Genomic DNA, 13,371 nt, shown 5'->3' on the forward strand with positions numbered 1-13,371 from the left:
TTGTCGACGGGCCTGAGCTCGACCGATAGCTCGGTCGCTTCGCTGTCGACCTCCACGTCGACCGGCCTCTCGTCGGCGACCAGCTCGATCAGTTCGCTGTCCACGTCGACCTCGACCGGCATCAGCTCGTTGTCGACCGGCCTGAGCTCGACCGATAGCTCGGTGGCTTCGCTGTCGACGTCGACGTCGACTGGCCTCTCGTCGGCAACCAGCTCGATCGGCTCGCTGTCCACCTCGACCTCGACGGGTATCAGCTCGCTGTCGACCGGCCTGAGCTCGACCGATAGCTCGGTCGCTTCGCTGTCGACCTCCACGTCGACTGGCCTGTCCTCGGCTAACAGCTCGATCGGCTCGTTGTCCACTTCGACTTCGACAGGGATCAGCTCGCTGTCGACCGGCCTCAGCTCGACCGACAGCTCGGTCGCGTCCCTGTCGACCTCCACGTCGACCGGCCTCTCGTCGGCAACCAGCTCGATCAGCTCACTCTCGACCTCGACCTCGACGGGTATCAGCTCATTGTCGACGGGCCTCAGCTCGACCGATAGCTCGGTCGCCTCGCTGTCGACCTCCACGTCGACCGGCCTCTCGTCGGCAACCAGCTCGATCAGCTCGCTCTCGACCTCGACTTCGACGGGCATCAACTCGTTGTCCACGGGCCTGAGTTCGACCGATAGCACCGTGGCATCGCTGTCGACTTCGACATCGACCGGCCTGTCCTCGGCAACCAGCTCGATCAGCTCGCTGTCGACCTCGACCTCGACGGGCCTGTCGTCCGCGACCAGCTCGATCGGCTCGCTGTCCACCAGCCTCAGCTCGACCAACAGCTCGCTGACGTCGTTGTCCACGTCGACCGCAAGCAGCGTCACGTCGCTGTCGACGGGCCTGAGCTCGACCGACAGCTCGGTCGCCTCGCTGTCGACTTCGACGTCGACCGGCCTCTCGTCGGCGACCAGCTCGATCAGCTCGCTGTCCACGTCGACCTCGACCGGCCTGTCGTCGGCAACCAGCTCGATCAACTCGTTGTCCACGTCGACCTCGACTGGTCTCTCGACGGCCACCAGCACGATCCTGTCGCTGTCCACGTCGACCTCGACGGGTCTCTCGACGGCAACCAGCTCGATCACGTCGCTGTCCACCTCGACCTCGACCGCGATCGAAGCCGCGAAGACGCACTACTACAGCGTCAACGACAACGGCACGCAGCAAGGCAACTACGCCAACGACGGCGCGACGGGCGTCAACTCGCTGGCAGCCGGCGTGAACGCCAGCGCGGCAGGCGCCAGCAGCGTGGCAGTCGGCGACGGTTCGAACGCGCAGACGGCGGGCGCGGTCGCCATCGGCCAGAACGCATCGGCCACCGGCGGCAAGGCGGTGTCGATCGGCTCCGGCAACACGGCGAGCGGCGACGGCGCGGTCGCGATCGGCGACCCGAGCGTCGCAACGGGCACCGGCGCAGTGGCGCTGGGTGCGAACGACACGGCGACCGGCACCGGCGCAGTGGCACTCGGCAACGCGAACACGGCAACCGGCAACAGCGCGCTCGCCCTCGGCAGCGCAAACCAGGCCACCGCGGACAACACGATCGCGCTCGGCAATCAGGCGACGGCCAGCGCGATCGGCGCCCAGGCCTACGGCTCGAATGCGAAGGCCACGGCAACCGACGCCCTCGCGTTCGGCACGAACGCGCAGGCCAATGTCGCCAACTCGATCGCGATGGGCGCCAATTCGACCACGAGCAACGCTGTCGGCGTGTCCACCGTCACCGTGGGCGGCATCACGTACCCGGTCTACGGCACCTCGCCAGTGGGCGTCTTCAGCGTCGGCGCACCGGGCGCGGAACGCCAGATCACGAACGTCGCGGCAGGCCGGGTATCGGCCACCAGCACGGACGCGATCAACGGCAGCCAGCTCAACGCGACGAACCAGGCGGTCAACAGCCTGTCCACGTCGACCGCGTCGAACATCGCGTCGCTGTCGACCGGCATCGGTTCGCTGTCCACGGGCCTCAGCTCGACGAACAGCAATCTCACGTCGTTGTCCACGTCGACCTCGACGGCGATCAACTCGCTGTCGACGGGCCTCAGCTCGACGAACAGCAACCTGACGTCGCTGTCCACGTCGACGTCGACCGGCATCGGCTCGCTGTCGACCGGCCTGAGCACGACGAACAGCACGGTGGCTTCGCTGTCGACCGGCGTGACGAACCTCGGCGATCAGGTGAACCAGTTGTCGACCACGATCAACAACAACACGACGCGTGCGACGAACAACACCGCCATCGCGGCCGACATGAACGGCACCGGTACCGACCGGCCGACCGTCACCGCCGGCTCGAACTCGGTGGCGATCGGCGCGAATTCGAACGACGGCGGTCGCTCGAACGTGGTGTCGGTCGGCAGCGACACGCAGCAGCGCCAGATCACGAACGTCGCGCCGGGTACGCAAGGCACCGACGCGGTGAACGTGAACCAGCTGACGCAGGTGCAGACGACGCTGTCGACCGCCTTGTCCGGCCAGCAAGGGCAGATCAACGCGCTGGGTTCGCAACTGCAGCAGACCGACCAGATGGCGAAGCAGGGTATCGCGGCCGTCGGCGCGATGGCGTCGATCCCGCAGCTCGATCGCGACGCCAACTTCGGGATGGGTATCGGCACGTCGACCTTCCTCGGCCAGAAGGCGATGGCGGTCAACATGCAGGCGCGCATCACGGAGAACCTGAAGGCGTCGATCAACGGCGGCTTCAGCGGCGGTCAGAAGGTGATCGGCGCCGGCATGCTGTACCAGTGGAAGTAACCCGTCGCGCCGCCACGCCGCCGGCTCGCGAGCCGGCGGCGCCAGGGGGCCCCGACGGCAGGACGAGCCCGCCGCGCAACGCGCGGCGGGCTTCAGTCAACCCAAGTATTGAGGACGTAACCGTGAACAAACTCGCTCTTGCGCTCGCGCTTTCCGCGCTGGCCCTCGCCGCGTGCTCGACCGCATCCGGCCCGACCTTCAGCGCCTCCGAACTGCAGCCGCGCGACGGCGTGCGCACCTTCCAGGTGGACTGCCACGGCCTGCTGTCCGGTCCGCAGACCTGCATGAAGGCCGCCCGCAAGATCTGCGGCGACCAGCCGGTGCGCGTCGTCGATTCCGCCCGCGCGCTGCGCGACAATTCCGATCCCGCGACGCTGGTGTTCCAGTGCGGCGCCGCGCCGGCCCAAGCTGCGGCGGAGCCGGCCCCCGCGCCCGCCGCGGTCGAACACGTCAACCTCGCGGGCGACGCGCTGTTCGCGACGGGCCTGGCCACGCTCACGCCGGCCGCGCGCGCGTCGCTCGACAAGCTGCTGAACGAACGCGAAGACCGCACGTACACGCAGGTGACGGTCACCGGCCATACGGATTCGGTCGGCAACGACGCCGCCAATCTCGCGCTGTCGAAGCGCCGCGCGGAAACCGTCGCAAGCTACCTGAAGGCACACGGACTGAAAGCGCAGGCCGTGTCGGTCACGGGCCGCGGCAGTGCCGATCCGGTCGCGTCCAACGCGACGGCCGAAGGCCGCGCGAGCAACCGCCGCGTCGAGATCTCGCTGCAGCGCTGAGCAGCCGGCCGTCGCGGCCCCGGCGCACCCCGCGCCCGCACGCGACGGCCTCGACCGGCAACGCGCAGCCGCCCCGGCGGCCACCCCACCCGACCGCACCGACCCCGCTTCGCCGGGGCCCCGGCTCCCGCGCGGGCGGCTATGTCAAAGTTCGTCAGGCCCCCTCCACAAAACGGCGCCTTCCGTGCCACAATCGCCGCAGACAGCTGCCGAGGCGTTCCGCCCGCGTCGCGCGCCGTGACCCGCCCGACGACACACCGGAATCCGGCGGCCGCCCCGCGATCCGCGCCGCTCGACTCATATTCCGGCGCGCGCCGGCGCGAACACAACCACGACAATCCACGGCGCGCCGTTTCGCGGCCACGGCCGAACGCACGACGCCGCAGAGGAAACCAACCGGTGACGGACATCAATCAAGCCGCCTCGGGCGGCACCCGCAAGCAACGGCCGGCCGTCGGCATCTCGCTGTTTGCGCGGGACGGCCAGGCGATCTGGGAAAACGGCATTCACCAGAACATCGCGTTCCTCGCGATGATGCTCAAGCGCTCCGATCGCGTCGGCCCCGTCTATTTCCTGAACGGCGGCGACGCCAACGCGTTTCCGGCCGGGCTCGATCTCGACGGCCTCGACGTGCCGCTCGTGAAGCCTTCCGACGTCACGCACGACCTCGACGTCGTGATCGAGATGGGCGCGCAATTGCCGCTCGAATGGCGCAGGCACATGAAGGCGCTCGGCAAGAAACTCGTCGCCTTCTTCTGCGGACACGTCTACGCCGGCCTGGGTGAAACACCGATCTTCGGCAAGCCGTCGGGGCACATCTTCAACGACACGCCGTTCGACGAAGTATGGCTGCTGCCGCAGTACGAGAAGACCGGCGCACCGATGCTGCAAACCCTGTTGCGCGCGCCGGTGCACCTGATGCCGCATATCTGGTCGCCGTACTTCCTCGATCGCCGCATCGCCGCGCTGGCGAGCGAAGGCCTGATGTTCGGCTATCGGCCCGGCCGTCGCCCGTGGAATCTCGCCACGCTCGAGCCGAACATCTCGGTCGTGAAGTCCTGCCACTACCCGATGCTCGCGTGCGACGAGCTCTACCGCGCGCATCCGGACGCCGTGCAGCATCTGTTCGTCGTCAACTCGATGCACATGAAGGCCCATCCGACCTTCTTGCACTTCGCGAACAGCCTCGACCTCGTGCGCCAGCACAAGGCGACGTTCGAGCCGCGCATCGACCTGCCGGGCTTCATGGCGCGCCATGCGGACGCCGTCGTGTCCCACCACTGGGAAAACGCGCAGAACTATCTGTACTACGACGTGCTGTACGGCGGCTATCCGCTGATCCACAACTCGACGCTGATCGGCGACGCAGGCTACTACTACCCGGACTTCGATTCCGCCGCGGGCGGCCGCGTGCTGCTCGATGCCTGGCTGCATCACGACGAGCAGCTCGACGACTACCGCGCGAAAGCCGACCGGCTGCTGCGGTCGGTCTCGATCGACAACCCCGCGAACCTCGACGCGTTCGTCTCGCGTCTGGTCGCCTGAACCGGAGAATACGCATGTCGGACTCCAATGCCCGTCAAGCGCCCGGCGAGGGCAAGCGTCTCGTCGTCGGCGTGTCGCTGTTCGTGCGCGGCGCCGGCCAGTCGCTGTGGGAAAACGGCATCTTCCAGAACTGCCTGCTGCTGATCCTGTTGCTGCGCCAGTCGCCGCTCGTCGCGGAAGCCGTGATGGTGAACGGCGGCGAACAGCTCGCCGATCCGCAGATGATGCTCGGCGAATGGGACGTGCCGCTGCTGTCGATGGACGAAGCGCTCGAGCGCTGCGACGTGCTGATCGAAATGAGCGCGCAGTTCGGCGCCGACTACCTGCGAGCGTTCCGCGACCGCGGCGGCAAGGTCGTCACGATGCGGGTCGGCAACGACTACGTGATCGACATCGAACGCGCGATGTTCGACAAGCCGTCGGGCTTCCTGTTCTCGGGCGCGCCGTACGACGCGGTCTGGACGATTCCGGAATTCGAGCGCTCGTGCCTGCACTATTACCAGACGGGCCTGCGCGCGCCGGTGACGATCGTCCCGCACATCTGGCATCCGATGCTGTTCGACAAGGCACGCGCGACGCTCGGCGCCGGTTTGTCGTTCGGCTATCAGCCCGGCAAGCCGCGCTGGCGCGTGACGATGTTCGAGCCGAACATCTGCATGGTGAAGACGAGCATCATCCCGATGCTGGTGACCGAGGAAGCGTATCGCGCGAAGCCCGATTTCGTCGAATTCGTGCGCGTGTGCAATACGCTGCACCTGAAGGAACATACGACGTTCGTTCATTTCGCGAAGAGTCTCGACATCGTGAACCACGGGATCACGACGTTCGAAAGCCGCTACGCGGTGTACGAGTTCATGGCCGCCTACGGCGACGCGGTGGTGTCGCACACGTGGGAAAACGCGCAGAACTACCTGTACTACGAACTGCTGTACGGCGACTATCCGCTGATCCACAACTCGCCGTTCCTCGGCAAGGCCGGGTATTTCTATCCGGACTTCGACTGCCAGGCCGGCGGCCGCGCGCTGCTGCGGGCATTTGCCGAACACGACGCGAATCTCGATGCATACCGCGAGCAATCGAAGCACGTGCTCGACTCGGTCAGCATCTACAACCCCGACAACGTCGCCGCGTATTCCGACGCGATCGCGTCGCTCTATCGCGACGCTTGACGCGCCACCTTCTCCGGACTCCGACATGAACGCACACCCGCCTCTCTCCCGCACGAAATGGCTGATCGGCTGCGCCGTCGCCTCGATCGCGATCGGCGCACATGCGCAATCCGGCGACGAATCGGCGGACGCGCTGCTGCGCGATGCAGATGCAGTCTTCAAACAGCTCGACGCCGGTCAGTACGGCGCGGTGTGGACCGGCTCCGCCGGGTTCGTGAAGGCGCGCATCAAGCAGGACCAGTTCGCGGCGGACATGCAGCGCGCGCGCCAGTCGGTCGGCATGGTCAGCCATCGCGGCTGGGCGCAGATCACGCGGATTCGCTACACGAATTCATCGTCGATGCCCGACGGCCTTTATGCGAATGTCGACTATGCGACGACGCTCACGACCGGGACGACCGTATACGAAAAGCTGAGCTTTCGCCTCGACGACGACGGCCTCTGGCACCTGACCGGCTACGTGCCGCGCCAGTCGCAGAACTACACGCCTTGAACCGCGCACCGTCCGCCCGGAGCCGCCGATGAAAATCAATGTCGCGATTACGATGAACGTGCAGCGCGACGCGACGCAGTCGATCTGGTACAACGGCGCGAACCAGCATTGCGTGTACCTGTACATGCTGCTGAAACGCTCGCCGCTGATCGGCGAAGTGTGGCTCGCGCACGACGACGGCATCGCCGACTACCCGCAGGCGCTGATGATGGACGCGTTCGGCGACGCGCTGCGCCCGCTGTCGGCGATCGTCCACCAGACCGACCTGCTGATCGAGATGAACGCGTTCGTCGACCCGTCGCACACGGACGCGGTGCGCCGGCGCGGCGGCAAGTGCGTGTCGTACCGCTTCGGCAACGACTACGTGATCGCGGTCGAGACGATCAATTTCGAGAAGAACAACTGGCGGCCGAACCCGAACCGCGTGCAGTTCGACGAGATCTGGACCAACCCGCAGCACATGCACACGTGCGCGGCCTACTTCCAGGCCGTATATCGCGCGCCGGTGATCGAGCTGCCGCACATCTGGTCGCCGTACTTCATCGAACGCAGCCTCGACGCCGACCCCGAGCTGAAGGCGCGCTTCGGCTACCGCAACCACGGTCCGGCCAAGCGCATCGCGTTCTTCGAGCCGAACCTGAACGTCGTGAAGAGTTCGATCGTGCCGATGCTGGCCGCGAACGCGTGCTATGTCGAGCATCCGGAGCTCGTCGAACACGTGTACATGACCAACACGTTCGACAAGAAGGAAAACGTCGCCTTCAAGCATCTCGCGCTCGGGCTCGAGATGGTGCGCGACGGCAAGGCGACGGCCGACGTGCGCGCGCCGTTCGTCGCGTGGGCCGCGCATCACACCGACATCGTCGTGTCGCACCATTGGGAAAACGGCCTGAACTACCTGCTGTACGACGCGCTGTACGGCAACTATCCGCTCGTGCACAACTCGCCGTTCCTGCGCGACGTCGGCTATTACTACCCGGACTTCGAGATCTTCGACGCGGCACGCGCGATCGCGACCGCCGCGCAGACGCACGACGCGCGGCTCGACGACTACGCGGCAGCGGCCCGCCGCTGCCTGCAGCAGGTCGACACGCTCGCCGACCACAACGTCCGCGCGTATTCCGGGCAGATCCAGCGCCTGTTCGCCGGGCGCGCGCTCGGCTGACCGCGCCCGTTCGCCCTCCGTTCATGAAGCACACCGTCCGCCACTTCGTCGTGATCGATTCGATCCACGGCCCGTTCGTCATCGACCGGCATAGCACGCGGCAGGCCGACGCGCTGCTCGAGACCGGCCGGCCGCACAACCAGGGCGAGCTCGACACGATCATGCAGGTGATCGACCAGTTGCCCGACGGCGCGCTCGCGGTGGACGGCGGGGCCAATGCGGGACTCGTCTGCGTGCCGATCGCGCAGCGCTTGCGCGATCGCGGCGGCCACGTCCATGCGTTCGAGCCGCGGCGCACGCTGTTCCATGCGCTCGGTGGCACCGTCGCGCTCAACCAGCTCGACAACCTTCATCTGCTGAACATGGGGCTCGCGAGCCGCAACGGCACGATGACGGTGCCCGACGCAGACGGCGGGCACCCCGCCGGCGCCGAACCGGCCGCACGCGTCGACGCGCACGCGGCCGACGGCACGCCCGCCCCGACCGTCAGGCTCGATTCGCTCGGCCTGCCGCGCCTCGATTTCCTGAAGCTCGACATCGACGGGATGGAGATCGACGCGCTGCACGGCGCGCGCCTGCTGATCGAAACGCATCTGCCGTGGTGCTGGATCGCCTGCCGGAACGCGGATGACGCACGCGTCATCGATACGTTCGCCGGCCTCGATTACACGTTCTACCGGTTCGACGGGCCGAATCTGTTGTGCGTGCCGAACCCGCGCTGGGACCGGCAACGCCTGTTCATCTCGGGCGAGCCCGTCGGCCGCGTATCCGCCCGCGCAGACGATGACGCGAATGCCGCCGTGTCAGCCGAGACCGACGACGCGCCCGAAACGCACTGGAACTGCGCGCTCGACCACGAATCCCGCTGCGAATGGGGCCACGCGATCGCCCGCTGGCTGTGCGCGCGCGGCCGGGGCCTCGACGACGATGCGATCGCGTTCCAGCTCGCGTCGTGCTACGGCTTCGCCGGCGCGCCCGATGCCGGGCTCGCGGCACTCGAACGCATCGGCGAACCGGCCGCGCTGCCCGACGCGCTGCGCGGGCGCGTCGAACTCGCGCGCTCGGCGCTCCTGCTGCGTGCCGGCCGGCGCGACGAAGCCGCGCGCGCGACCATCGCCAGCGAGAACGTGCTCACGGCCGCACGGTTCGGGCTGCCGACGGAACGGCTCTACGACGGCCAGCCGCTGCACGGCAAGCGGCTGCTCGTGATCAGCTACGGCGGGGTCGGCGACCAGCTCCAGTACGCGCGCTACCTGCATGCGCTCGACGCGCTCGACGGCGTGGCGGTGACGGTCATCGTCCCCGCCGCGCTGGCCGACCTGATGCGCCATACGTTCCCGCGCATCGAAGTCGTCGCCGCACACGGCGCGTGGGTCGACACGTCGCAGATCGCTCACGACTACTGGTGTTCGTTCCTGGTGCTGGCCGCGCAGTTCGGCTACGCGCCGGCACCGGCCGGTGCGCCGGCCGCCTACCTGTCGTGCCCGCCCGAACGGGCGGCGGCATGGCGCGAACGCGTCGCGCGCGATGGCAGCGCACCGGGCACGCGCCGCATCGGCCTCAACTGGCGCGGCCGCGACGAAAGCGATGCGCGCTTCCTGCGCGCGGCCAGCCTGCGCGACCTCGCGCCGCTCGCGCGGCTGCGCGGCCATGCCGCGTACTGCATCAACCGCGACATCGCCGCGCAGTCCGAGCCGTCGGATCTGGCGGTCACGTTCCCGCATCACGCGATCGGCGATTTCAGCGATCTGGCCGCACTGATGCTCGCGATGGACGCCGTGGTCACCACCTGCACCGCGCACATCCACCTGGCCGGCGCGCTAGGTGTGCCGGCCGTCCTGCTGCTGAGCCCGAAAGCCGATGCGCGCTGGGAAACCGGCTCGCGTACCGCGCTGTACCCGGGCATCCGGATCGTGCGCGCCGCGCATCCGGGCCGCTGGGACGATGCGGTCGACCGCGCGCTGGCGCTCGTCCTGGGTGGCTTCGGGAAGGATTGACGAGTGACCTTGCCGCGCGACGCAAGCGGTAGTACTCCTGAGGAGCGTGACGAGAACCTGACGAGGACGTGATGCACGAACCGGCGTCAAGCCGGCACGCGCTGCCCGCGTCGCTCGGCGAACGCACGGCCATGTCGCCGGCCGATGCGCGCAAGCCTCGCGAAACAACGTGCCGCCGCGGGGCCGACATCGCCGGCCTGTTGCGCCAGGCTGCCCGATACGCCGCACGCGATCGCCGAATCGTCGCCGCAAGCGCCCGCGAACACACCGGCGAAATAGTGTCGCGCCGCGCGCTCGCGACCGTCGGCATCGAGCGGTTTCATCCGGTGAATGTGTTGCGAGACGTCCTTCAGGCCGTCGAGAAACGGCATGACGTCGACCGGTGCAACGGTCGCGTCAATCGTGTCGGCGCCGAGTTGCTCCAGCATCTCGGCCAGTTCGGCGATCGCGACGAGCTCGCGCGCATCGGCCGCCTGCGTGCCCGTTCCGTGCCCGGCCTTCTTCGTCGCCGCCATGCCCACGCCCCTATTCAATTCTTCGTTGTCCGATGCCGGCGCGCCGCGCCCGCGCCGCAGCGTCATGCGGCGGCCGGTGACCGCCATGTAAAGCGGATGCCCTGCGCCCATGAGACGCCGGAATCCAGGATGATCTGCCGGTCGATCTCGTTCTCCACGCCTTCGACGACGACGTGCCGCGCGCTTTCGTGCGCGAACGCGATCAGCCGGCGAAACTGGTAGCGCCCGATCGCGTTGCGCTTGATCAGCGACAGGACCGACCTGTCGAGCTTCACGATGTCGGGGTTGCCGACCACCAGGTTGTTCAGCGCGCTGAAGCCGACGCCGAAATCGTCGATCGCGACGCGGCACCCGGCCTGGCGAAACCGGTTCACGAACGACCGGCCCGCGACGGGGTTCAGCGGCCCCGTCTCGGTGATTTCGACGACCAGCCGCGCCGCGACCGACGGCTCGCGCTCGAGCCGCCTGAACAGGGCGAGCCACGCGTCGTCCACGACCGCGCTCGTCGCCGTGACGTTGCAGCCGTACACGGCCTTCGGATCGGCGCGCAGCGCGTCGATCGTCCGGCCCACCACGAGCCGGTCGAACCAGCGCATCAGCCCGAGCGATTCGAGGCGCGGCAGGAACGCGAGCGGCGGCAAGACATCGCGCGCGCCCCAGCGCAGCCGCGCGAGGCATTCGTGATACAGCACGCCGCCCGACAAATCCGCGCGGCAAACCGGCTCTCGCGCGAATCCGAGCCGGCTTTCGACGAAACTGCGTACCGACGCAAGGTCGGGGTGATCGTCAGGCGCGCCGAATACGAGATCGATCTCGTCCCGATTCGCTACGCTGTTCGCCTCCAGGCGAGGTTCGACCGCATTCATCCGGCGCTCCGGCAATTGTCGGACCGCCGATGACGGCCCGCGCTCTCGATACATGTGGCGCGAGCCGACCACGACGCGCACCACCGCCTACCCGGCCCAACCTCTTTTTCGATCTTTTTCGGGAGCGTACTTTTTATTCCGGCGTGCCGTCAAATCAGATATTGTCAATGATATTCAAACACCGAAAATACACCACACGCGCACATCGACAACAGTGCGACAGGTTACACAAAAACGTCGACGATACTCCGATCGATACTGGTTATTTGCCCCACCCGAACATCTTCGGGTGAATCAATTTATCGCAAGGCCCGTTTCAAAAATCGGATGTTTGAAATATCATATGACAAATGCGCGCCAGCGAAACGCTACCCGGACCCGACGGCCGGATTCCTCGCAGCCGCTGGCAAACCGTGCAGCCATTGCGTTGCGACGACGCATTCGGTCTCCACAGAATTCAATTTTGCCGTTTCAAACGATATTGAAAATATTTGAATGATAATCCGACTGACTTGAACGACAATAATTAAGTCGAATTATACGGCAACCATCCATCGAAAGATATTTAACAATCTTTCCGACTAGTTAACCTATAAAATTATTTTTGACGGACTTCCCTCGGAGCCGTCAAATTCGTGCCTTCAAAAACCGTCGAATCTCCCCGGTTCGGCGGTTTCTTTTTTAACGGCTCATTTCTTCAGACATTAACCCGGGACAACCCGTTGACGGCATGCGGCGGGATCAAGCCGACCGCATTCGATCGCGCAAATCGCGATCGAATGCGGCCGCGGGCCGCGGGCCGCGGGCCGCAGGCGGCGGCGCGTGCCGCGTCGTGCAGCCTTATGCCGCGGTCGCGCCGATCAGGTTCGCGAGCAGCGCGTCGTAGTCGGCGACGAGGGCGGGGTTCGCCGACGTATAGCGGCGCAGGATCTCGCGCTGCCGCCGCGCATACCCTTGCCAGTCGTCGTCGTGCGTATGCAGCACGTGCAGCAGCGCCTCGGTGCCCTTCTGCACGTCGTTGCCAGGATAGTAGTAGCCGAGGTCCGGCACGAGGCTCGCGTTGTGCACGAGCGGATAACCCTGCCAGCACACGTCGAAATAGAAATAGTTGAGCGGGTTCGCCCATTGATGCGACACGACGATGTCGGTCATGTCGGCCAGGAACAACGGCGTGTCGAAACGCCCGACGAAGCTCGCCTTGCCCGCGCGCACGATGTCCAGGTAGTTCATCAGCGTCACGAACTCGGGGCTGTTGTGCGCGAGGCGATCGGCGTTCGTCACGTGCGTGAAGCAGATCGCGTCGGGATCGCGGCGATACGCCTCGTCGATGATCAGCATCGGATACATGCAGAACTTCACGACGTTGTGGTTCGGCTCCATCACCGTCAGCCGCTTGCCCGGTTCGCTGCGCGGCCGGTATTCGCCACGCTCCGGCAGCGATTGCGCACGCGCCTCCAGACACATCGGGTCCCACACGAACGGCACGACGCGCCCCGGGCAACGGCGCAGCGACTGCAGGAACGGCAGCGACGACTCCGCGATCTGCGGAATGGCCCACAATTCGTCGTAGCCGCGGTTGATGAACAGCGAATCCCACATGCGGCGGCCGAACAGTATCGATTCCATCGAGGTGATGTACTCGAAGCCGCAGCAGTAGCTGACGATCTTCGCGCCGCGCGCCTTCAGGTAGGCCGTCTGCTCGCCGTCGATCTGACCGCCCAGCTCGATCACCACGTCGAGGGCATCCTTCATGTCGGCGAACGCGCGCGTGTCGTATACGCGGCGATCCCAAGGCAGCGCGTCGGTAAGCGCCACGTCGGTCGTGTTGACCAGCGTCACGCGATACCCATGCGGCGACGCCATCAACAACTTCGCGAGAAACAACGCGTTCTGCTTGATGCCGTTGATCCACAGGCTTTCGTCGGGGGCGCGCAGGCCGATCGTGATACCGATGCGCAGGCCGTTCAGGGCAGGAGACTTCATCTCGTCGGCGGGGGGCGTGATTGAATGGATGCAGTGTAGCTCACGGCAATGGCCACGTGA

At 66.5% G+C, this 13,371-nt stretch carries 10 protein-coding genes; 7 read left to right on the top strand and 3 right to left on the bottom strand.

Annotated elements, in window-relative coordinates:
- The 7 genes from U4012_RS31215 to U4012_RS31245 all read left to right on the top strand — a co-directional run.
- Positions 1–2,793, top strand: a 2,793-nt coding sequence (locus U4012_RS31215; protein WP_321803283.1) for a YadA family autotransporter adhesin, incomplete at its 5' end; no start/stop codon positions are given.
- A gap of 122 nt (positions 2,794–2,915) precedes the next feature.
- On the top strand, positions 2,916–3,578 hold the full coding sequence (locus U4012_RS31220) for an OmpA family protein (RefSeq protein ID WP_321803285.1): 663 nt from the start codon (positions 2,916–2,918) through the stop codon (positions 3,576–3,578).
- A 399-nt stretch (positions 3,579–3,977) separates the two neighbouring features.
- A complete protein-coding gene (locus U4012_RS31225) occupies positions 3,978–5,123 on the top strand; it encodes a DUF2827 domain-containing protein (RefSeq protein WP_321803286.1) in 1,146 nt (381 codons plus the stop codon).
- A gap of 14 nt (positions 5,124–5,137) precedes the next feature.
- Positions 5,138–6,292, top strand: coding sequence for a DUF2827 domain-containing protein (locus U4012_RS31230; protein ID WP_124529996.1), 1,155 nt, complete (start codon positions 5,138–5,140; stop codon positions 6,290–6,292).
- A 25-nt stretch (positions 6,293–6,317) separates the two neighbouring features.
- Entirely contained in the window at positions 6,318–6,785 is a 468-nt protein-coding gene (locus U4012_RS31235) for a DUF4019 domain-containing protein (RefSeq protein WP_044847401.1), read from the top strand.
- Positions 6,786–6,813: 28 nt separating this feature from the next.
- The gene (locus U4012_RS31240) at positions 6,814–7,950 is read left to right on the top strand and encodes a DUF2827 family protein (protein WP_321803289.1); all 1,137 of its coding nucleotides are present in this window, start codon (positions 6,814–6,816) and stop codon (positions 7,948–7,950) included.
- Positions 7,951–7,973: 23 nt separating this feature from the next.
- Positions 7,974–9,947, top strand: a complete 1,974-nt coding sequence (locus tag U4012_RS31245; protein ID WP_321803291.1) for an FkbM family methyltransferase — start codon at positions 7,974–7,976, stop codon at positions 9,945–9,947.
- A gap of 86 nt (positions 9,948–10,033) precedes the next feature.
- Here the strand turns inward: U4012_RS31245 and U4012_RS31250 are convergent, their stop codons facing one another.
- The 3 genes from U4012_RS31250 to U4012_RS31260 all read right to left on the bottom strand — a co-directional run bounded on the left by U4012_RS31250 (position 10,034) and on the right by U4012_RS31260 (position 13,311).
- Positions 10,034–10,462, bottom strand: coding sequence for a hypothetical protein (locus U4012_RS31250; protein WP_321803293.1), 429 nt, complete (start codon positions 10,460–10,462; stop codon positions 10,034–10,036).
- A gap of 62 nt (positions 10,463–10,524) precedes the next feature.
- Positions 10,525–11,328 carry an EAL domain-containing protein gene (locus tag U4012_RS31255; protein ID WP_044847404.1) on the bottom strand — a complete coding sequence of 268 codons (804 nt, stop codon included), beginning with the start codon at positions 11,326–11,328 and terminating at the stop codon, positions 10,525–10,527.
- A gap of 840 nt (positions 11,329–12,168) precedes the next feature.
- Positions 12,169–13,311 carry a DUF2827 domain-containing protein gene (locus tag U4012_RS31260; protein WP_124488642.1) on the bottom strand — a complete coding sequence of 381 codons (1,143 nt, stop codon included), beginning with the start codon at positions 13,309–13,311 and terminating at the stop codon, positions 12,169–12,171.
- Positions 13,312–13,371: the final 60 nt, after the last annotated feature.

It is taken from the genome of Burkholderia sp. BCC1988 (assembly GCF_905339895.1).
Lineage (GTDB): Bacteria > Pseudomonadota > Gammaproteobacteria > Burkholderiales > Burkholderiaceae > Burkholderia.

Coding starts and splice junctions, on each gene's coding strand:
- U4012_RS31250 (WP_321803293.1), bottom strand. CDS start 10,462: ATGGCGGCGACGAAGAAGGCCGGGCACGGAACGGGCACGCAGGCGGCC.
- U4012_RS31235 (WP_044847401.1), top strand. CDS start 6,318: ATGAACGCACACCCGCCTCTCTCCCGCACGAAATGGCTGATCGGCTGC.
- U4012_RS31255 (WP_044847404.1), bottom strand. CDS start 11,328: ATGAATGCGGTCGAACCTCGCCTGGAGGCGAACAGCGTAGCGAATCGG.
- U4012_RS31245 (WP_321803291.1), top strand. CDS start 7,974: ATGAAGCACACCGTCCGCCACTTCGTCGTGATCGATTCGATCCACGGC.
- U4012_RS31260 (WP_124488642.1), bottom strand. CDS start 13,311: ATGAAGTCTCCTGCCCTGAACGGCCTGCGCATCGGTATCACGATCGGC.
- U4012_RS31240 (WP_321803289.1), top strand. CDS start 6,814: ATGAAAATCAATGTCGCGATTACGATGAACGTGCAGCGCGACGCGACG.
- U4012_RS31230 (WP_124529996.1), top strand. CDS start 5,138: ATGTCGGACTCCAATGCCCGTCAAGCGCCCGGCGAGGGCAAGCGTCTC.